Consider the following 19,958-nt stretch of genomic DNA (forward strand, 5'->3'; position numbering starts at 1 on the left):
TGAAGTTCACTTATATAGCATCGAGGAAATCGCGCGCCTGCGGCCGGTCGAGGCAGGGTCGTAAAACCTGTGAACGGAGAGTTCGGGCGCATATACGCGCACGGCCTTTTCCCGGCGCCGTCCGACGGAGCAAAATAATCTACAAAATGACTAGGCAATGGCGCAGCGTCCCTGTGCACCGGGCGGGGCCGCTGGCATCATCGGCCGGTCGACCACAGCTCCGGAACGCCTGCCATGTCGCTCTCTGCCATGTCACCTTCTGCCACGCCCCTGTGTCCGCTCTCATCCGAGACCCTGATCCTTCCCGGCCTGTTCGGCTCTGCGCCCGAGCACTGGCAACGCCAGTGGGCGCGCGACCGGCCGGCAAGCCGCGTGGTGGAGCAGGCGGATTGGGACCACCCGCAGCGCGACGCCTGGCTGTCACGCCTGGAAGGTGCGATCGCGGCGGCCGGCGAGGTCTGGCTGGTGGCGCACAGCCTCGGCTGCCTCCTGGCCGCGGCGCTCGCCGAGCGGCCGCTGGCGGCAAAGGTGTCCGGCGCGCTCCTGGTCGCACCCTGCGATCTGGCGGTGGCAGAAGAGCGACATCCCGGCGCGATCGATTTCGGCGCCATGCCCGCACGCGCCTTGCCCTTTCCCTCGCTCGTCGTGGGCAGTCTCGATGATCCCTATATGTCGGCGGACCGGCTGCAGGAGACGGCGGATGGCTGGGGCAGCGGCTTGGTCGTGCTCGGGAAGGCCGGCCACATCAACATTGACAGCGGCTATGGCCGCTGGCCGGGCGGCTATGCCCTGCTCGACCGGCTGCGCGGCGCGCAGACGCAGAACCAGGCCCGTCGCCACCTGCCGCCACGGGCAAACATCGCGTCCTGGAGCGCTGCCGCGCCATTAGGGCGGGACTAAACAGGCGCCGATCATGGACACCTGCTCTTGAAGCACAGCAAGCGAATCCAAGTGTTCGCGGCGCGCTTTGGCTTCGCGCTGTTTCATGGGTCTTTTCAGAAGTCCGAAATGTCGGTCTGTCTCCTTCGGTCCGATCGCGCCAATCAGGCGAGCCCGGTTTCCGTCAGCGGCGCGCCGACGCGCGAACAGATCCAGAGGATCTGCGCGCTCGCCTCCGAGGCCGAGACCAGCGCGTGACCCATGGTGCTGTCGAAGTAGCAGCTGTCGCCCGCATTCAGCACCGTCGGCGCATAATGCTCGGTGTGGAGGACCACCTGGCCCGAGAGCACATAGAAGAACTCCTCGCCATTGTGCCGCACCAGGCTCGGAAAATCCGAAAGCGTGCCGGCCGTCACCGTCGTCAACAGCGGAATGAACTGCTTGCCGGAGAGCTCCGCGGCCAGCATTTCATAGGAATATTGCTCGGTGCTGCGCACGATTCCCTGGCCGGCGCGCGTGACCGTGCGCCGTCCGCCGACATCATGCGAGGCCGCGCCGGTGAAGAGGTCCGCCACATCGATGCGCAGGCCCTGGGCCACGCGCAGGATCGTGTCATAGGTCGGCGACATCTGGCCGTTCTCGATCTTGGAGAGGGTCGAGGAGGCGAGGCTGCAGCGATCGGCCAGTTCCTGCAGCGTCAGCCCGGCCGAACGGCGCAGCCGGCGCAGGATCGCGGCAATCGGTTCGCCGGCGGGCGGAGGCGGCATGTCGATGGTGGCGGATTTCTTGGCCGGCTTTCCGGATGCGGACATGATCTTTCCTTTAGGAAATACGACCCCGTGACAGGGCGCTGCAACAGTTCGACCTCAGGCGCCTGGATCCCTGCGGAACCGCGTCGCCTGCGGCGTCCCCGCCGCCACAACAGGGGGAATCCTTTTGGAATACGGGCAATATCCGGCAACATACAACCCCTATCTTCAGCGATGCGTCGGGTGCTGACACAGCGGAGCTTATTCCTGTCCTTTTGCTTCGGCAAGTTTTCGTCGTATAGGAAATATTTTTCTTGACTGTAAAGGCCATTAGGGGAAGTCTCCCTGCGACACCGTCGTCGATCCCAAGCGGGGACGGGTCGGGCCGCGACAAGACGGCTTCCAATCAAGAGGGGTTCCGATGAACATCAAGGCAGGTTTCATGGCTTCGGCCATGCTGTTGGCGCAGCCTTTCCTTCTGGGTGCCGCCGCCCATGCCGAGCGCGTGCTCCGGCTGGACGAGGCCCCGATCGGCGAGATCGATCCGGCCAAGGCCACCGATTATGCCGATACCGTGCTCGCCACCAACATCTATGACACGCTGGTCTATCCCAAGGCCGGCGGCCCCGGCGTCGAGCCGCTGCTGGCGACCGAATGGAGCATCGACGGCACGAGCTATACGTTCAAGCTGCGCGACGGGGTCAAGTTCCACTCCGGCAACGCGCTGACGGCCGACGACGTCGTCTTCTCGCTCAACCGCATGGTGGCCATGGGCCAGGGCTTTTCCAGCCTGTTCGCCGGCCGCGTCGCCAAGGCGGAGGCGGTCGATCCGCTGACGGTCAAGTTCACGCTGAGCGAACCCTATGCGCCGTTCCTGGCGGCCCTGGTGCGCCTGCCGATCGTCGATTCAAAGCTGGTGATGCAGAACAAGGCGGATGGCAAGCACGGCGAATTCGGCGATTACGGCGAAGCCTTCCTCTCCGCCCATGATGCCGGCTCCGGCGCCTACAAGGTGGACAGCCAGAACCCGCAATCCGAAACGGTGATGGTGAAATTTGCAGGCTATTTCCTGCCCTTTGCCGAGAAGGCGCCGGATCGCGTGCGCTATCGCTACGGCATCGAGGCGCCGACCGTGCGCGCGCTGATGTCACGCGGCGAGCATGACATCGCCGATCTCTGGCTGCCGCCGGAAGTCATCCGCGCCGCCTCGGCCGAAAAGGGCATCAAGTTGGTGACCGAGGCCGGCGGCGCCACGGGCGAATATATCAAGCTCAACACCGCCCGCGCGCCGCTGGACGACGTGCATTGCCGCCTGGCGCTGACCTATGCCTTCGACTATGCGACGACGCTGAAGATCCTCAAGATCAACGACAAATATGCCCAGGGCATCGCCATGAAGGGCCCGCTGCCGAGCGGCCTGACGGGCTATGACAAGGACCTGCCCGACTACAAGCAGGACATGGCCAAGGCCAAGGAAGAGCTGGCCAAGTGCAAATATGATCCCAAGACCAGCCCGATCGACATTGCCTGGATCGCCGAAGTGCCGGCACGCGAGCGCGTGGCGCTGTTGATGCAGTCGAGCTTCTCCAAGCTCGGTTTCCCGGTCAAGGTCATCAAGACGCCTTGGGCGCTGGTCTCCGACCAGGTGACCAAGCCGGCCACCGCGCCGCATGCCGTGGAAATCGCGGTCGCCGCCGTCACGCCCGACCCCGACTCGCTGCTCTACAACATGTATTCCTCCAAGGTCCCGCCGACCTGGATGTCGGCCGAGCACCTGAAGGACGACAAGGTGGATGCGCTGCTGGAAGCCGGCCGCACGGAGACCGACCCGGCCAAGCGCGACGTGATCTACAAGGAGCTCAACAAGACGCTGCGGGATCTTGCGCCGGCGATCAACGCCTATGAGTTCACCGGGGTCTATACGGTGCGCAGTGCGATCACCGTGCCGAAGCTGGAAGACAAGTCGAAGCAGACGCTCGACAACTTCAACCTGGTCTTCCGCGACATCAGCGTGGCCGAATAAGCCCGCGCCTCCCGGCGCAGGTCCTGCGCCGGGACGGTGGCTCGCCTCGGCCGGGCACTTGGCGGGCGCGGAAAGCTGTTCCAAGAGATCGCGACGTGCCTTAGGGCCGCCCGGCCGGCGGCATCGACCGCGCGCGCATACGCCTGCTGCCCGCGCCCTGCCGGTCCGGCCCTTTGCCCGACGATCCGCCATCCCATCACCCCGCCTGCCCGCAGTCCGGGCATGCCCCTGAAACGACAAGGCGCGCACCGGCAAGAAGCCGGGCGAGCGCCCGGAGCCGGGGAAGACGCGCATGAACTGGAAATTCACCCTGCCCCGCATCGGTGCGGCCCTGATCGCGCTGATCGGCATTTCCATGCTGATTTTCGCCATTGCCCGGGTCATGCCGGGCGACCCCGCCCGCATCGCGCTAGGGCCGAATGCGACCGAGGAACAGGTGGCCACCTTGCGCGCCGAGCGTCATCTCGATGCCGCCCTGCCGGTGCAGTACTGGGAGTTCGTCAAGGCGCTGTCGCGCGGCGATCTCGGCCGCTCGCTCTACACCAACCGGCCGGTGACCACCGACATCGCCCAGTTCCTGCCGGCCACGCTGGAGCTGGTGCTGGTCTCCGTCATCATCATGGTGGTGGTCGGCCTGCCGCTGGGCGCGCTCTCGGCCCATTTTCGCGGGCGGTTTCCCGATCATCTGGGACGGCTGATCGCGCTCCTGGGCATCTGCACGCCCGCCTTCGTCTGGGGCGTCATCCTGCAGCTGGTCTTCGGCTATTTCTATCCGATCTTCCCGATCGAGGGCCGGCTTCTGGAAAGCACGCCGGTTCCGCCCACGGTGACCGGCTTCTATCTGATCGACACGCTGCTATCGGGCAATCTGTCGGCCTTCGGCGATGCCCTGCACCACCTTATCCTGCCGGCAACCGCGCTGGCGCTCGCCGGCATCGGCCAGACCGCGCGCCTCACGCGCTCCAACATGATCGAGGTCTATGCCAAGCCCTATGTGGAGATGGCGTCTGCCTATGGTTTCCGCCCCTGGCGCATCGCCACGCGCTATGCCTTCCGTCCGGCTTTCATCCCCACGCTGACGATCCTCGGCCTGGAATGCGCGGCCATGCTCGGCAATGCCTTTCTGGTGGAGAAGGTGTTCGGCTGGCCCGGCATCTCGCGCTACGGCGTGGAGGTGATTATCCGCAAGGATCTGGACGCCATCGTCGGCACGGTGCTGATCATCGCCGCCGCCTTCCTGATCATGAACATCCTGGTCGACGTGCTGGTCTCGATCATCAATCCCCGCATCCGCCTGTCCCAGAGGAAAAGCTGATGGCCGCGCCCTCCGCTCCCGCCGGCGGCAACAAGCCGCGTTCCAAGGCGCTGGCCGCCTTCTTCGGCAATCCACTCTCCGTGCTGGGGCTGGCCATCGTCACGGTCATCGTCCTCCTCTCGGTCTTCGCCGACTGGCTGACGCCCTATCCCGAGCATGTCGGCCCGATCGGTGATTTCGCCGCGATGAACATGCCGCCGGACGAGACCTACCGGCTCGGCACCGACACGATGGGCCGCGACCTCTTCACCCGCATCGTCTATGGCTACCAGCTCTCGCTGATCATGGCCGTGGTGGTGCTGTCGATCGCCACCCCCGTCGGTGTCGTCGTCGGGCTGGTGGCGGGCTACAAGGGCGGCTGGATCGACTATGCGCTGATGCGCATCACCGACATCTTCCTGGCCGTGCCGCCCCTGGTGCTGGCCATGGCGATCATGGGCTTCCTGCAACCCACGCTTATGAACGGCATGCTGGCGATCACGGCCATGTGGTGGCCCTGGTATGCGCGGCTGATCTACAACGTCACCCGCGCGGAGGCGCAGGAAGGCTATGTTCTGGCGGCCGAGACCGTCGGCGCCTCCACCGCGCACATTCTCTTCCGCGAGATCCTGCCAAATTGCTGGCCCTCGATCCTGACCAAGATGACGCTCGATATCGGCTTCGTCATCCTCATGGCCTCCTCGCTCTCCTTCCTGGGCCTCGGCGTGCAGCCGCCCACGCCCGATCTCGGCTCGATGGTGGCGGAAGGGGCGAAATACATGCCCGATGCCTGGTGGCTGTCGGTCTGGCCGGCCATCGCCATCCTCATCGTGGTGCTCGGCTTCAATCTCGTCGGCGACGGCCTGCGCGAAGCCTTCGAGGCGGAGAGCTGAGATGACGCGTGAACCCGTTCTGACCATCCGCGACCTTCACCTCGCCTTCGGCCGCTGGGGCCGCAAGAGCAATGTTCTCCATGGCATCTCGCTGCATGTCGGCGCGGGCGAGAAGGTGGCGCTCGTCGGCGAATCCGGCTCCGGCAAGTCGGTGACCGCGCGGCTCGCCATGGGCCTCCTGCAGGAGTCCCGCGCCACCCATGCCACCGGCTCGATCCGCTTCGACGGGATCGAGGCGGTGAAGGGCGGGCCGGAGATCGCCCGCCGGCGGGGCAACCGCGTCGCCATGATCTTCCAGGATCCGACTTCGGCGCTGAACCCGACCTTCAAGATCCGCGGCCAGTTCCGCGAGGTGCTGCGCTCGGCCGAACCGCGCCTGTCCGATGCCGAGGCCGACCGGCGGGCGGAGGCGGCGCTGGCCGAGGTCAGCATTCCCGATCCCGCCCGCGCCCTGGATTCCTACGCCTTCCAGCTCTCGGGCGGCATGAACCAGCGGGTGATGATCGCCATGGCGCTCGCCAACCGGCCGGAACTCCTGATCGCCGACGAGCCGGGCACGGCGCTGGATGTGACCGTGCAGGCGCAGACGCTGAAGCTGATGGGCGATCTGGCTGCCACACGCGGCACGGCGGTGCTGCTCATCTCGCACAATCTCGGCGTCGTCCGCGAATTCGCCGACCGCGTCTATGTCATCTATCGCGGACGGATGGTGGAGCACGCCACCACGAAGCAGCTCTTCGCCGCGCCGCGCCACCCCTATACCCAGGCGCTGCTGTCGGCGATCCCGAAGATCTCCGGCGGCGGCCTGCCAGACCTGCCGGAGCGCAGCCCCGATTTCGAACGCCCGCTCATCGTGCATGAAGGCTGCGGCGAGCCGGCGGAGGTGGTGTGATGTCCGAACCGATCCTCGAACTGAACGGCCTCGGCAAGACCTTCGAGGCGGATGGCAACCGCGTCGTGGCCCTGTCGGATGTCTCGCTCACCTTCGCGCGCGGCGGCTGCCATGCCATTGTCGGCGAATCCGGCTCGGGCAAGACCACGCTGGCCAATCTCGTGCTCGGGCTGATGGCGCCCACGGCCGGCGAGATGCGCTTCAACAGTGTGGCGCTGCCGGGAGACCGCGGCAAGGGCCACCGCCGCGCCATCCAGCTGGTGCAGCAGAACCCGCTCTCCGCGCTCAATCCACGGCGCACCATCGGCGCCAGCGTGCGCCTGCCGCTCGACGTGCACGAGATCGGCACCTCATCGGGCCGGGCGGCCCGCGTGGCCGAGCTTTTGCAGGAAGTGGGGCTGGAGCCGGACTATGCGCAGCGTTCGCCGCGCGGCCTCTCCGGCGGCCAGCGCCAGCGCGTGGCGATCGCCCGGGCGCTGGCCTGCGAGCCCGAACTGATCGTGCTGGACGAGCCGACCTCGGCGCTCGACGTGCTGGTGCAGGCCCGCGTGCTCAAGCTTCTCGAACGGCTCAGGGTCGAGCATGGGCTGACCTATCTGTTCATCACCCATGATCTCGCCGTGGTGCGGGCCATCGCCACCACGGTCAGCGTCTTCCAGCGCGGCCGGCTGGTGGAAAGCGGGCCGGTCGAGGCGCTCTTCGCAGCACCGCAGGCCGATTACACCCGCCAGCTGATCGGCGCCGTGCCCGTGGTCACGGAAGAGGAGGCGCGCCTGCGCGATGCCATCCGCGCCGGCGCGCCCATGCCGGCAGCCGGACCCGGCGCCTAAGGACATTCCATCATGCCCCAGAACACCCCTTCCTTCATCGCCTATGACGCGCTGGTCGATCTCCTGCAGGCGGTCTTCACCCGCGCCGGCACCTCCGACAGCGTCGCCCGGACGCTCGCGCAGAACTGCGCGGGCGCCGAGCGGGATGGCTCGCTCAGCCACGGCCTGTTTCGCATTCCCGGCTATCTCGGCTCGCTGAAGAGCGGCTGGGTTGATGGCCGCGCGGTGCCTGAGGTGGAGGATGTGGCGCCCGGCTTCGTGCGCGTGGATGCCTGCAACGGCTTTACCCAGCCTGCGCTCGCCGCCGGCACGCCGCTGCTCCTGGAAAAGCTTGCCGAAAATGGCGTGGCGCTGATCGCCATCCGCCGCTCCCACCATTTCGGCGCGCTCTGGCCCGATGTCGAGCCTTTCGCGCGGCGGGGGCTGGTGGCGCTGTCCATGGTCAACAGCTTCGCTTGCGTGGCGCCAGTCGGCGGCCGCAAGCCTGTTTACGGCACCAACCCGATCGCCTTCGCCGCGCCGCGCGCGGGCGACGATCCCCTGGTCTTCGACCAGGCGGCGAGCGCCTTGGCCAATGGCGATGTGCGGATTGCCGCGCGCGAGGGCCGCATGCTGGCGCCCGGCTCCGGCATCGACCGCGAGGGCCAGCCGACCGGTGACCCTGCCGCGATCCTTAATGGGGGCGCGCTGCTGCCCTTTGGCGGGCACAAGGGCGCGGCGATCGCGCTGATGATCGAGATCCTCTCGGCGGCGCTGACCGGCGGCAATTTCTCCTTCGAGGTCGACTGGTCGAAGCACCCCGGCGCGGAAACGCCTGTGACCGGCCAGATCCTGATCCTGATCGATCCCGAGCGCGGCACATCCGGCGGCTTTGCCGCCCGGGTGGAAACGCTTCTCGACCGAGTGATCGACGCGGGCCAGCCGCGCCTGCCGGGAGACCGGCGCTACGCGCTGCGCCGCGCATCCGCCCGGGACGGCATTCCCGTGGACGGCGCACTTCTGCGTGACCTGCAGCGCATGGCCGGGCGGTCGCCGGCCGAGCCCCTCTTCGAGGTCCCACTCCAGGCCGGCGCCGAGGCAAACGCGGCCACAGCAACAATTTGAACAACGAAAGCAGGAGCTGAAGCTCATGGCGACACGCATCGGCGTCGATATCGGCGGCACCTTCACCGATCTCGTCTATTACGACGACGAGACCGGCGAGACCGTGGAGGGCAAGGTGCCCACCGTTCCCCATGCCCCGGAAGAAGGCGTGGTGGCCGCCGTCAGCGGCCATGTGCCGCGCGCGGTGATCGAGAAAGCGGAGTTCTTCCTGCACGGCACCACCGTCGGCCTCAACGCGCTTCTGGAGCGGCGCGGCGCCAAGGTCGGCCTGATCACCACCGAAGGCTTCCGCGATGTCTTGGAAATCCGCCGGGGAGACCGGGCGGAGATGTACAATCTGTTCTGGAAACAGCCGGAGCCGCTGGTGGCGCGCCATCTGCGGCTGGAAGTGGGCGAGCGCGTGCGCGCCGACGGCACGGTGTTCCGCCCCCTGGACGAGGCGAGCGTCGCGCCGGCGCTGAAAGCCCTGATGGACGAGCGCGTCGACACCATCGCCATCTGCCTGATCAATGCCTATGCCAATCCCGCGCATGAGCTGCGCGTGGAAGCGCTGCTGCGCGAAGGCGGCTTTACCGGCGGCATCTCGCTGTCGCACAAGATCTCCGGCGAGTACCGCGAATATGAGCGCACCTCGACGACCGTGATCGACGCCTTCGTGCGCGCCCGCATGTCCAACTATCTCAAGCGTCTGGATGCGCGCCTGCGCGAACTCGGTTTCAAGGGCACCTCGCTCATCACCCGCTCGGGCTCCGGCTCCATGACCTTCACGGAAGCCGAGGAGCGCCCCTTCGAGACGATCATGTCCGGCCCCGTGGCCGGCGCGCAAGGCGCGAGCGAAGTGGCGAAGATGCTGGGCATCGAGGCGCTGATCACCGCCGATGTCGGCGGCACCTCCTTCGACGCGGCGCTGATCCTCAATGGCGAACCGCAGGTTCTCTATGAGGGCACGATCGACAACATGCCGATCCAGACGCCCTGGGTCGACGTGCGCTCCATCGGCTCGGGCGGCGGCTCCATCGCCCATATCGATGTCGGCGGCCTCATGCGCGTCGGCCCGCGCTCGGCGGGCGCGGCCCCGGGTCCCGCCTGCTACGGCAAGGGCGGAACCGAACCGGCGATGACGGACGCCGCAGCCTTCCTCGGCATGCTCGGCCCAGGCCGGCTCGCCTCCGGCATCACGCTCGATTTCGCCAAAGCCGAAGCGGCGATCGCGCCTGTCGCAGCCGCCATCGGGCAGGAGGTGGAAGCGACCGCGACCGGCATCCTGCGCATCGCCGCCTCCTCGATGGCGAACGCGATGCGCGAGGTCTCGGTGGAACAGGGGCTGGATCCGCGCCGCATGGTGCTTCTGCCCTTCGGCGGCGCGGGCCCGCTGATGGCCACGCTGCTGGCCGACGAGCTGAAGATGACGCAGATCGTCGTGCCGCCGCTCGCCGGCAACTTCTCCGCCTGGGGGCTGCTCGGCGCCGACATGGTGCAATCGGCCGCGCGCACCCGCATCATGGACCTCGGCGAAGAAGCGGTCGCCAGCGCCAATGCGCTTCTGGCCGCGCTCTTTGCCGACATTGCCGGCCGGGGCGAGCATGGCGCGCGGGAAACCGTGCTGAGCGCCCGGCTGGACCTGCGCTACAAGGGCCAGGAACATTGGCTGTCTGTCGAGGTGCCGCTGTCGGGCGAGGCGATCGCCGCCACGGCTGAAGAGATCGCGGAAAGCTTCGAGGCCGAATATCGCCGCGCCTTCGGCGGCGTCATGAGCGAGGCGATCGAGATCGTCTCCGTGCGCGCCACCCTGCGCGCCCCGCTGCCGCGCCGCGGCCAGAGCACCAGGCCGGCGGCAGAGGAGGGCGCGGAGGAAGAGACGATCCCCGCCTATTCCTTCGAGCGCAAGACCCGCCTGCCCTTCCGCGTCGTGCCGCGCGCCACGATCGCCGCGCCGCTGAAAGGCCCGGCGATCATCACCGAAAGCACCACCACCCTCTATCTCGATGCCGAATGGACCGCCGCGACCGGCGCCCATGGCGAGCTCGTGCTGACCCGTTCGGAGGCCTGACCCATGATCGACCGCACCCCCGTCACCCACCGCGCCGGCGTGGCGCGCTCCGGCAACGCGGCCGAGGCCGACCCGATCACCACGGAAGTCGTGCGCCATGCGCTGAACTCGGCGGCCAACCAGATGAAGCGGGCGCTGGTGCGCACCGCCTTCTCGCCCGTCATCTACGAAGTGCTCGATTTCGCCGTGGCGATCTACGATCCGCAGATGCGCCTGCTCGCCCAGGCCCCCAGCCTCCCGATGTTCATGGGCACGCTGAACTTCTGCGTCGAGGAAGCGGTGAAGAATGTCGGCGGGGTGGACAACCTCTTCCCCGGCGACATGATCATGTACAACTGGCCCTATGGGACCGGCTCGCATCCGCAGGATCTGGCGGTGGTCAATCCCGTCTATCTCGAGGATGGCGAACTGATCGGCTACACCGCGATCAAGGGCCATTGGCTCGATATCGCCGGCAAGGACCCCTATTGCACCGATACGGTCGACGTCTTCCAGGAAGGCACGATCTATCCCGGCGTGAAGATCTACAAGCGTGGCGAGCTCAATGACGACATCTACCGCATGGTGCTGGCCAACAGCCGCGTGCCGAAATTCGTCGCTGGCGATCTGAACGCCCAGGTGGTCGGCTGCCGCGTCGGCGCAGCAAGCTTCCTCGATGTGGTCAAGCGCTTCGGCCGCGAAGAATACCGCAACGCCGTGGAGGCCATGTTCGACCACGGCGAGAAGGTGGTGCGCTCCTATTTCGAGACCATTCCCGATGGCCGCTATGTCGGCCATGGCGAGATGGACAGCAACGGCATTACCGAGGACAGGATCCCGTTTGAAGTGGTGGTGGAGATCAAGGGCTCTGATGTGACGCTCGACTTCTCCAACGTGCCGGAGACGCAAGGAGGCCCGGTCAATTGCCCGGTGCCCTCGACGATTTCGGCAAGCCGCGTGGCCATCAGCATGCTCGCCGGCTATGGCGAGGCGCCGCATGAAGGGCATTTCCGCGCGGTGGAGGTAGTCACCCGCCCGGGCACCATGTTCCATCCGCTGCCGCCGGCCCCCTGCTTCCTCTATGGCTGGCCGGCGCTGCAGGCGATCGAGGTGATCTACAACGCCATCGCCAAGGCGTTGCCCAAGGCCGTGCCGGCGCAGAGCGGCGGCTGCATCTGCTCCGTGGTCTATTGGGGCACGCGCGCGGCCACGGGCGAACCCTGGGCAGACGGCTCCCCGCACCCGACCGGCCAGGGCGCCTGGGACGGCGGCGATGGCGGCACCATGCTGCACATCTCCGAATCCGCCACGCGCTTCTCGCCCGTGGAGGTCTGGGAGGCCAAGAACCCCTGGATCGTCGATCGCATGGCGCTGGCGCAGGACAGCTGCGGCCCCGGCCAGTGGCGCGGCGGCCCCGGCATCGACTTCCACTTCCGCATGACCGAGGACACCTTCATCACCACGGCGGTGGAGCGCACCAAAAACGAGCCCTGGGGCCTTGGCGGTGGTGGTGGCGGACGGCCGAACGGCGCGGCGGTGCGCTTTGCCGATGGCCGCAAGGTTTCCGTGCCGAAGACCACGCGCTTCCTGGTGCCGAAGGATGCGGTGGTGGAGCTTTCCACCGGCGGCGGCGGCGGCTTTGGCGATCCGGCCGCGCGCCCGAAAGAGGCAGTCGAGAAGGATCTCAAGGCCGGCTATATTTCACAAAGCTTTGCCCGCAAGCATTATCCACAGGCTTTCTGATCCCGATCTTCCAAAAAGAGGTCAGACCGGACAGGCTCCGGTTCGACGATCGCGACCATCCTGCCGGCGGCGCGCCCGTCGCCGGCCCTGGATGAGATCAGGCGAAAAAAGGGAGACCCTGTTTTGCCAGAGATGCGACAAAACAAAGATTTAAAGCAACATGGTAAGCGAATCTGAAAATCGTGGTGCGGCTTGGATATGGCCGCAGTGCGGTGGGTCTTCGCTGCGCGCTTGCCCTCCGGGCTCAGCGCTTTGCCACGCAGGCTGTTGCCATGCGCCGGCTGACGTCGCGGGTCCGGGGCGGACAATATTTTCTCACCCTGAATTATACGCGTCACCGGCGAAGAAACTCGTGAAGTCTGCACGCCGAACCATGCTTACGGCAAGCAACCTCCCCACTCCTTGAAATAACGCTTCATCTTGTATTAATTGATGCGTGTTTACGTCGCTTTTTGAGAGCGGCCATGGGCGCGCGCCGTTGGCAGGATGGGGCGGATATCCGCGCGACAGAATGCCATGCACTGACCGCGCGGGACCCTTGCCGATCGTCCGGCTTCTCCATGCCGGCGACGGGAGAAGCGGGCGATAGACCCCGCCGGGCCTTGGGTGAGGAAGGACAGCATATGGTGGTTCGCAGAGCATTTCTATTCGGCCTCGCGGCCAGCCTCGGCATCCCGGCTCTGGGTGCCGCATCGGCACGCGCGGATGAGACGATCCTCACCCTGCGCGACGAAAAGGGCACGCGCATCGCCGCGCAGACACTCGCCGAAATGGACGCCCTGCCACAGCAGAGCTTTCGCACCACAACTCCCTGGCACAAGGGCGTCGTCGAATTTTCCGGCGTGACGCTGAAGGCCTATCTCGATGCGGCCAAGGTCTCGCCGGAGAAGATCCGCTTCGTCGCGCTGAACGACTATGTGGTCGATGCGGATGTGGCTTCGCTGATCCGGGGCGGCGCGCTGCTGGCCACGCGGCAAAATGGCGTGCCGCTGCCGGTCAGCGACAAGGGGCCGGTCTTCGTGATCTTCGACTTCGATGCCAATCCCGAGCTGCATCACCAGTTCTACCTCAGCCGCGCGGTCTGGCAGCTGGCCGAGATCGATATCAGCCAATGATCACACGCGCGTCGAGCGAGCTGCCAGGGAGATTCAAGCGGCTGCGGGTCGTTCTGGTGACGATCACCGCGGCGCTCGCCGTCTCCGCCGTGCTCTGCTCGCTGCTCGCCGTCCAGTATCAGGAACGGATCATGACGGCGTCGCGCTACAACGACGCCTTTGACCTGTCTCAGACCGCCGTCGAACTGCTGCGCCTGCAGTCGGCGGTGCAGGACTTCGTGATCTCCGGCGATGGCAAGGCGATTGCGCTGCGGCTCGACATCTTCAGGAGCCGCGTCACCACCATCGAGGCGCGCGAGGATCTCAAGGATGCCGAGCGTGTGGCCTTTCTCGACGGTCTGCGCGGGCTTCTGGCCGAAATCGGCGATGAATTCGCGCGCGATCCCAGGCCGGAGGCCGCTCTGACAATCCTTCGGCTCATGAGTCCGCTGGTGCCGCCCTCCGTGCGCATGGCCGCACGCGCCCATTCGACCGGCGGCGACGTGGTGCAGGACAATCAGACGCATCTGAAATATATCTTCGCCAGCCTGTGCAGCGTCATCGTGGCGCTTGTCCTGTTCGGGGCCGTTCTCGTCACCTTCGTGCTCAACCAGAACCGCCTTCTCGACCATTTCGCCCGTCTCGACGGGTTGACGGGCCTGCTGAACCGCCTCGGCTTCAACGAAAAGGTCTCGCAGGTGAAGGACGAGATGATCGCCGTCATTCTGGTGGATGTCGATCATTTCAAGGAGCTGAACGACACCATGGGCCATGAGGCGGGCGACATGGTGCTGGCCGAGCTGGCCGTCAGGCTGAAGGCCTCGGCGCCGGACGCAACGGCCATTGCGCGCCTCGGCGGCGATGAATTCGCCCTGCTCTATGCGGGCGCGGACGCGCAGGCGCGCAGCTGCGCGACGGCGGAGAGGATTCTGGCTTCGTTGAAGGAGAGCATGGTGGTCGATGGGCGCGACGTGATGATCGGCGCCACGCTCGGCCTGTGCATGGGCAATGATGCCCTCACCCGCGCGGTGATGCTCAACAATGCCGACATCGCGCTTTACCGCGCCAAGGCCGATGGCCGCGGGCATTTCCGGGTGTTCACGCCCTCCATGCGCGACGAGCTGCTGCGCCGCAAGAAGCTGATGAACGCGCTGCGGCTCGCGATCGTCCATGACGAGCTGTTTCTGCTGTTCCAGCCCATCGTCGATACGACGACCGGAAAGACGCGCGGCTTCGAGGCGCTGCTGCGCTGGCGCCATCCAGAGCTCGGCACGATCCCGCCGTCGGAATTCATCGACCTTGCGGAGCTGAGCGGCCAGATCGTCGCCATCGGCGCCTGGGTGATCGACCAGGCCTGCCGCGAAGCCGCTTCCTGGCCGAGCGACCTTTTTATTTCCTTCAACGTCTCGGCGCGCCAGCTGACGGATAACGCGCTGATCGCCTGCGTCGCCAAGGCCGCCGCCACCCATGGCATCGCCTGCGAACGCATGGTGGTGGAGATCACCGAGAGCACGCTGATCGACAATGACGCCGCCGCCCTGTCGGTTCTGCACGAACTCCAGGCCATGGGCTGCAGCATCGCGCTCGACGATTTCGGAACCGGCTATGCCTCGCTGAGCTATCTCCAGCGCTTCCCCTTCGACAAGCTGAAGATCGATCAGTCCTTCCTGCGCAAGCTCGACGGCGAGAACTGCGACGACGCCAAGATCGTACGCGCCATTGGCGAACTCGGCCGGCAGATGGCGCTGACGATCGTGTCCGAAGGCGTGGAAACGCCGGAACAGCTGGCGCTGGTGCGCAGCGCGCGCTGCGCGCTGGCACAGGGCTATCTCTTCGACCGGCCGCTTAGCCCCAAGGCGGCGCGCGATCGCCTGCGACAGGAAGGCGCCACCGTGCTCGGCATCGCCTTCGAGCGCCCCACCACCGCGACCGGGCCGGGATCCAGAGCGTAATCCGAGCGGAGTGAAACGGGGGCGATCAGATCATGCTTCGATTAAGTGGATCTGGATCGAACGGGCCCCACCTTGAAGCGTCCACTCCGTCAGCTTGTTCGACTGTCGGCGCGGCGTGAGGTGCGGGTCAGCAGTCTGGAGAGGACGTTGCGCCGGCGGCTGTAGGGGCCGAGGTCGACGTCGCTGACCAGCTTGGCCCCGCCCTCGCGCCGCTCCAGCGTGATCTTGCGGGTGTGGAAGGCCTCCAGTTCGGCACGGTGGGCGACGCTGAGGATGGTGGCGTCGGGCAGTTCCGCGATCATCATCTCCATGATCTTGTCCTGCGTCTTGTCGTCGAGCGCCGAGGTCGCCTCATCCAGCACGATGATGTCGGGATTGTGCAGGAGCAGCCGGGCAAAGGCCAGGCGCTGCTTCTCACCGCCCGAGAGCGTGTGATCCCAGGGCGCCTCTTCCTCGATCTTCTCCTTGAGCTGACCCAGCCCGACCTTGTCGAGCGCGCTGCTGATCTCCTCGGGCGACCAGCTGTCGGCGCCGCGCGGATAGGCCACCGCCCGGCGCAGCGTGCCGGAGGGGATATAAGGCTTCTGCGGCAGCATGAAGAGGCTCTTGTCGGCGTGGAAATCCACCCGCCCGCCGCCCCAGGGCCAGAGGCCGGCAATGGCGCGCACCAGCGTGCTCTTGCCGGAGCCGGATTCGCCCGCCACCAGAACGCGCTCGCCGGGGCCGACTTCCACTTCGGTCTCCTTGACCACGGCCGTACCGTCGCCGAGCGAAACCGACAGATCTTCCAGCCGGAGCATGATCTGATCGTTGGTCTCGCCGCGCTTGATGCGGCCGAGCTGGTCGCTGTTCTCGGCATTTTCCAGCCCGTCCAGCGACATCATCAGCGAGGCCACGCGCCGGGCGCAGGCATTCCAGTCGGCAAGGCGCGGATAGTTGTCGACCAGCCAGCCGAAGGCACCCTGCACGATGGTGAAGGCGGAGGCCGCCTGCATCACTTCGCCGAGCGACATGCTGCCGGCAAGGAATTTCGGCGCGCAGAGCAGCACCGGCACCACGGGGGCGATCAGCATCGAGCCGTGGGAGACGACGGTGGTGCGCATGTGCTGCAGCGCCAGCTTGCGCCATTGCTTGCGCACATCGGCAAAGGTGCGGTCAAGATCGTTGCGCTCCTCCTCCTCGCCGCCGAGCAGCGCGATGCTCTCGCCATTCTCGCGCACGCGGGTGAGCGTGTAGCGGAACTCCGCCTCCACCTGGTTCTTGGCCTCGGAGACGCGCACGAAATTGCGGCCGATCACCGCGATCGAGGTGGAGGTGATCGCCGCATAGAGCACGGCCGCGATCACCAGGAAGCCGGGAATGGTGATGCTTTCGCCGGCGATCGGCAGGGTCAGCGCGCCGCCGATGGTCCACAGCACGACGATGAAGGTGGAGGCCGAGACGAAGGCGGAGATGACGCCGGAGACGAAATCGACCGGCGCCTCCGTGGCAATCCGCATGTCCTCGGAGATACGCGCCTCCGGATTCTTGTGGTCGCCGTCGATCAGGTTCAGCTGGTAATAGCGACCATGATCGAGCCAGCGGCCGATCAGCGCCTTGGTCAGCCAGGAACGCCAGCGCCGCTGGATCAGCATGCGCACGAAGACCTGGGTGGTGACCAGCAGGACGCTGCCCAGCACCAGCGGCGGAAACAGCGCGCCGAGCGAATAGACCTGCCCGGCATTCTTCTGCTCGATCGCATCGAACAGCCCGCGATTCCACACGTTGATGCCATATTGGAAGGCGACATTGGCGCCGATGAGCACCAGAAGCCCGATGCAGCAGGGCCAGGCCAGCCGGTCGCCCTGCCGCGACCAATATCCCCGCGCGCTGGTCCAGAAGCGCTTCAGCAGATAGGCCTTGCGGGCCTCCTCCGCCTGTTCGGGCGTCAAGGCCGGGTCATTGCCGGCGATCGCGGCGCCCTCATCGGCTTGGGTCATTGTCTCTCCTGCGCACACCATGCTGTGACGACGCTTGGCCCCGGCCCGAAGGCGGCGAGGCCTTCAGGACAAATGCGCGCGAACCGCCAAGGCCCGAAGGAAACGGGCTTATCAGCATGACCTAGAGGACTGGCGCAAAGGACAAGAGCGCGGCGGCATCCTTGATGAAGATGCGGGAGAACGGCATCCGGAGAACGATTTTTACTCCATTGATGCAACCGAAACCTGTCCTTTCGCGCAGACACCCGACGCGGGTGATCAAACGCTACCAACGGGCACGCGGCGCGGTCTTGTGAAGGCACATGACAATTTGATGACGAGATTGGAAGGGCAGTGGAAAGCGCTGTTGCGGGGCTGACATGCGCACGTCCTAGAGAGGCGGCAACGGCGCGCCGGAGCGCGCCCGGTTTCAGACCGGAGAAGAGACTCAATGAAACTCATTCAGATTACCGATACCCATTTCAGCCCGACCAAGCGGCATTTCAACGGCAACTGGGCGCCACTCCTGGCCTGGCTTGAAACGGAAAAGCCCGACCTCATCATCCACACCGGCGACCTGACCATCGACGGCGCGGACCAGGAGGAGGATATCGCCTTCTCGCTGGCGCTGATGCGACAGGCATCTGCACCGATGCTGATCCTTCCAGGCAATCACGATGTCGGCCATCTGCCCGGCTCGCCGCAGCCGGTCGACCGGCGCCGGCTCGACCGCTGGAACGGCCTCGTCGGCGCCGACCGCTTCGTTCACGATATCGACGGCTGGCGGCTGATCGGCTTCAACAGCCTGCTGCTCGGCATGGGGGATGCGGCGGAAGAGGAGCAGCTGGACTGGCTGGCCACGGCCATGGCCGGCGCCGGCACGGGCGGGCAGGCGCGCCGCATCGCGCTGTTCACCCACAAGCCGCTGTTCGTGGATGCGCCTGACGAAGGCGATACCGGCTATTGGAGCATCCGCCCCGCGCCCCGCGCGCGCCTTCTGGCGCTGATGGAGCGGCACGATGTCGGCCTGTTCGCCTCCGGCCATCTGCACTGGGCCTGGCAGGGCCACTACCAGCGCACGGCGCTGACCTGGGGGCCTTCCGCCGCCTTCGTCATCGACAAGATCGAGCGCGAAATGCCGGGCGAGCGCCTCGTCGGCGCGGTGGTGCATGAATTTTCGGGTGCCGCGCTGGAAAGCCGGATCGTCAAAGTGCCCGGCATGGTCGCCCATGTGTTCGACGACGTGATCGACGAGATCTATCCGCGCGCCGCAGCGCCGGCCCTGGAGGCCGCGTCATGAGCACGCTGACCCTTTCCGGCATCACCAAGTCCTTCGCCGACAACGACATCCTCAAAGGCATCGATCTGCAGGCGCATGAGGGCGAGTTCATCGCTCTGGTCGGTCCTTCCGGCTGCGGCAAGAGCACGCTGCTGCGCATCGTCGCCGGCCTGGAGCAGGCGACGACCGGATCGGTCAGAGTCGCCGGGCGCGAGGTGACGGCGCTGGCGCCGGCCGAGCGCAACGTCGCCATGGTGTTCCAGTCCTATGCGCTCTATCCGCATCTGACCGCCGGGCAGAACATTGCCGTGCCGCTGGCCATGCGCCAGCTCTCCCGCCTCGGCCGCCTGCCGCTGATCGGCGCGCTGGCGCCTGGGCAGAAGGCGATCCGCAGGGAGATCCAGGCCAAGGTGCGCGAAATGGCGCGGTCGCTGATGATCGAGCATCTGATCGACCGCAAGCCGGGGCAGATGTCCGGCGGCCAGCGCCAGCGCGTGGCCTTGGCCCGCGCCATGGTGCGCCGGCCGGCCCTGTTCCTGATGGACGAGCCGCTCTCCAATCTTGACGCGCATCTGCGCGTCCATGCCCGCACCGAGATCGTCGATCTGCACCGGCGCGCCGGCGTGCCGACGCTCTATGTCACCCATGACCAGGCCGAAGCCCTCTCCATGGCCGACCGGGTGGCGGTGATGATCGGCGGGCGCCTTTTGCAGCTCGCCCCGCCGCAACAGATCTATGCCGACCCGCGCCATATCGAGGTGGCCCGCTTCATCGGCCAGCCGCGCATCAACAGCCTGGCAAGCCGCGTGACCGAGGAGGGCATGGTCCGCTTCGGCCCGGCCGCGCTCTCGCCCGCCGCCGCACTTCGCGCCGGCACGGCCGTCACGCTCGCCATCCGCCCGGAGCATCTGCGCGTCCTGCCGCGCCAGACGGGCGTCGAGACGGGCGGCCTGCCGGGGCAAGTGGAACGGCTGGAATTTCTCGGCTCCGAGGTAATCGTCTCCGTAAGGCTCGACGGCATGGGCGAGACGCTGCTGGCCAAGCTGGCGCCGGCCGAGGCCGCCCGGCTTGCAACCGGCCAGCCGGTTGGCCTGCTGCCGGAGGCGGACCATCTCCTGGTTTTCGACGTGGCAGGTCATCGCATCGATGCCATGCCGGTTCTGGCGCAGCTGAGGGAGAATGCCCATGGCTAGCATCGCCTCCACCCCCGTCGTCCTGATCGATCTTGAGGCCGAGCGC

Annotated in this window: 15 protein-coding genes; 13 read left to right on the forward strand and 2 right to left on the reverse strand. The window is 66.5% G+C overall.

Going from position 1 to position 19,958, the window contains the following annotated elements:
- The first annotated feature begins 234 nt into the window (after positions 1 to 234).
- On the forward strand, positions 235 to 900 hold the full coding sequence (locus BJF92_RS14030) for an RBBP9/YdeN family alpha/beta hydrolase (RefSeq protein WP_245294757.1): 666 nt from the start codon (positions 235 to 237) through the stop codon (positions 898 to 900).
- Positions 901 to 1,043: 143 nt separating this feature from the next.
- On the opposite strand, the gene BJF92_RS14035 is transcribed toward BJF92_RS14030, so the two are convergent.
- Complete coding sequence (locus BJF92_RS14035; protein ID WP_078058027.1) at positions 1,044 to 1,691, reverse strand: helix-turn-helix domain-containing protein; 648 nt, start codon at positions 1,689 to 1,691, stop codon at positions 1,044 to 1,046.
- 358 nt (positions 1,692 to 2,049) lie between these two features.
- Here BJF92_RS14035 and BJF92_RS14040 point away from each other — a divergent pair, with 358 nt between their 5' ends.
- The 10 genes from BJF92_RS14040 (at position 2,050) to BJF92_RS14085 (ending at position 15,482) form a co-directional block, all read left to right on the forward strand.
- Complete coding sequence (locus BJF92_RS14040) at positions 2,050 to 3,651, forward strand: ABC transporter substrate-binding protein (protein ID WP_075635362.1); 1,602 nt, start codon at positions 2,050 to 2,052, stop codon at positions 3,649 to 3,651.
- Between the two features lie 292 nt (positions 3,652 to 3,943).
- The gene (locus BJF92_RS14045) at positions 3,944 to 4,966 is read left to right on the forward strand and encodes an ABC transporter permease (protein WP_075635363.1); all 1,023 of its coding nucleotides are present in this window, start codon (positions 3,944 to 3,946) and stop codon (positions 4,964 to 4,966) included.
- The gene (locus BJF92_RS14050; protein ID WP_078058028.1) at positions 4,966 to 5,838 is read left to right on the forward strand and encodes an ABC transporter permease; all 873 of its coding nucleotides are present in this window, start codon (positions 4,966 to 4,968) and stop codon (positions 5,836 to 5,838) included. Before BJF92_RS14045 ends, BJF92_RS14050 begins: the two co-directional genes overlap by 1 nt.
- Before the next feature lies 1 nt (position 5,839).
- Positions 5,840 to 6,730: an ATP-binding cassette domain-containing protein gene (locus BJF92_RS14055; protein WP_075635364.1), complete on the forward strand. Its 891-nt coding sequence runs from the start codon at positions 5,840 to 5,842 to the stop codon at positions 6,728 to 6,730.
- The gene (locus BJF92_RS14060) at positions 6,730 to 7,560 is read left to right on the forward strand and encodes an ABC transporter ATP-binding protein (RefSeq protein ID WP_075635365.1); all 831 of its coding nucleotides are present in this window, start codon (positions 6,730 to 6,732) and stop codon (positions 7,558 to 7,560) included. Before BJF92_RS14055 ends, BJF92_RS14060 begins: the two co-directional genes overlap by 1 nt.
- 12 nt (positions 7,561 to 7,572) lie before the next feature.
- On the forward strand, positions 7,573 to 8,664 hold the full coding sequence (locus BJF92_RS14065; protein WP_075635366.1) for an Ldh family oxidoreductase: 1,092 nt from the start codon (positions 7,573 to 7,575) through the stop codon (positions 8,662 to 8,664).
- 25 nt (positions 8,665 to 8,689) lie between these two features.
- Positions 8,690 to 10,714, forward strand: coding sequence for a hydantoinase/oxoprolinase family protein (locus BJF92_RS14070; protein ID WP_075635367.1), 2,025 nt, complete (start codon positions 8,690 to 8,692; stop codon positions 10,712 to 10,714).
- Positions 10,715 to 10,717: 3 nt separating this feature from the next.
- A complete protein-coding gene (locus BJF92_RS14075; RefSeq protein WP_075635368.1) occupies positions 10,718 to 12,436 on the forward strand; it encodes a hydantoinase B/oxoprolinase family protein in 1,719 nt (572 codons plus the stop codon).
- A 623-nt stretch (positions 12,437 to 13,059) separates the two neighbouring features.
- The gene (locus BJF92_RS14080) at positions 13,060 to 13,551 is read left to right on the forward strand and encodes a putative pterin-binding protein (RefSeq protein WP_075635369.1); all 492 of its coding nucleotides are present in this window, start codon (positions 13,060 to 13,062) and stop codon (positions 13,549 to 13,551) included.
- Complete coding sequence (locus BJF92_RS14085; protein WP_075635370.1) at positions 13,548 to 15,482, forward strand: putative bifunctional diguanylate cyclase/phosphodiesterase; 1,935 nt, start codon at positions 13,548 to 13,550, stop codon at positions 15,480 to 15,482. Before BJF92_RS14080 ends, BJF92_RS14085 begins: the two co-directional genes overlap by 4 nt.
- 89 nt (positions 15,483 to 15,571) lie before the next feature.
- Here BJF92_RS14085 and BJF92_RS14090 read toward each other — a convergent pair whose 3' ends face one another.
- Complete coding sequence (locus BJF92_RS14090; RefSeq protein ID WP_245294758.1) at positions 15,572 to 17,461, reverse strand: ABC transporter ATP-binding protein/permease; 1,890 nt, start codon at positions 17,459 to 17,461, stop codon at positions 15,572 to 15,574.
- Positions 17,462 to 17,891: 430 nt separating this feature from the next.
- On the opposite strand from BJF92_RS14090, the gene BJF92_RS14095 reads away from it, so the two are divergent.
- Both BJF92_RS14095 and BJF92_RS14100 read left to right on the forward strand, forming a co-directional pair.
- Complete coding sequence (locus BJF92_RS14095; protein WP_075635372.1) at positions 17,892 to 18,740, forward strand: metallophosphoesterase family protein; 849 nt, start codon at positions 17,892 to 17,894, stop codon at positions 18,738 to 18,740.
- Positions 18,737 to 19,912 (forward strand): ABC transporter ATP-binding protein, encoded by a 1,176-nt coding sequence (locus tag BJF92_RS14100; RefSeq protein WP_075635373.1) that lies wholly within the window; start codon positions 18,737 to 18,739, stop codon positions 19,910 to 19,912. Before BJF92_RS14095 ends, BJF92_RS14100 begins: the two co-directional genes overlap by 4 nt.
- Positions 19,913 to 19,958 lie beyond the last annotated feature (46 nt).

The sequence above is a fragment of the Xaviernesmea rhizosphaerae genome, from assembly GCF_001938945.1.
Classification (GTDB): domain Bacteria; phylum Pseudomonadota; class Alphaproteobacteria; order Rhizobiales; family Rhizobiaceae; genus Xaviernesmea; species Xaviernesmea rhizosphaerae.

What these genes read in the sequence shown, in the direction of transcription:
- BJF92_RS14030 (WP_245294757.1), top strand. Translation starts at nt 235, where the DNA reads ATGTCGCTCTCTGCCATGTCACCTTCTGCCACGCCCCTGTGTCCGCTC.
- BJF92_RS14035 (WP_078058027.1), bottom strand. Translation starts at nt 1,691, where the DNA reads ATGTCCGCATCCGGAAAGCCGGCCAAGAAATCCGCCACCATCGACATG.
- BJF92_RS14040 (WP_075635362.1), top strand. Translation starts at nt 2,050, where the DNA reads ATGAACATCAAGGCAGGTTTCATGGCTTCGGCCATGCTGTTGGCGCAG.
- BJF92_RS14045 (WP_075635363.1), top strand. Translation starts at nt 3,944, where the DNA reads ATGAACTGGAAATTCACCCTGCCCCGCATCGGTGCGGCCCTGATCGCG.
- BJF92_RS14050 (WP_078058028.1), top strand. Translation starts at nt 4,966, where the DNA reads ATGGCCGCGCCCTCCGCTCCCGCCGGCGGCAACAAGCCGCGTTCCAAG.
- BJF92_RS14055 (WP_075635364.1), top strand. Translation starts at nt 5,840, where the DNA reads ATGACGCGTGAACCCGTTCTGACCATCCGCGACCTTCACCTCGCCTTC.
- BJF92_RS14060 (WP_075635365.1), top strand. Translation starts at nt 6,730, where the DNA reads ATGTCCGAACCGATCCTCGAACTGAACGGCCTCGGCAAGACCTTCGAG.
- BJF92_RS14065 (WP_075635366.1), top strand. Translation starts at nt 7,573, where the DNA reads ATGCCCCAGAACACCCCTTCCTTCATCGCCTATGACGCGCTGGTCGAT.
- BJF92_RS14070 (WP_075635367.1), top strand. Translation starts at nt 8,690, where the DNA reads ATGGCGACACGCATCGGCGTCGATATCGGCGGCACCTTCACCGATCTC.
- BJF92_RS14075 (WP_075635368.1), top strand. Translation starts at nt 10,718, where the DNA reads ATGATCGACCGCACCCCCGTCACCCACCGCGCCGGCGTGGCGCGCTCC.
- BJF92_RS14080 (WP_075635369.1), top strand. Translation starts at nt 13,060, where the DNA reads ATGGTGGTTCGCAGAGCATTTCTATTCGGCCTCGCGGCCAGCCTCGGC.
- BJF92_RS14085 (WP_075635370.1), top strand. Translation starts at nt 13,548, where the DNA reads ATGATCACACGCGCGTCGAGCGAGCTGCCAGGGAGATTCAAGCGGCTG.
- BJF92_RS14090 (WP_245294758.1), bottom strand. Translation starts at nt 17,461, where the DNA reads ATGACCCAAGCCGATGAGGGCGCCGCGATCGCCGGCAATGACCCGGCC.
- BJF92_RS14095 (WP_075635372.1), top strand. Translation starts at nt 17,892, where the DNA reads ATGAAACTCATTCAGATTACCGATACCCATTTCAGCCCGACCAAGCGG.
- BJF92_RS14100 (WP_075635373.1), top strand. Translation starts at nt 18,737, where the DNA reads ATGAGCACGCTGACCCTTTCCGGCATCACCAAGTCCTTCGCCGACAAC.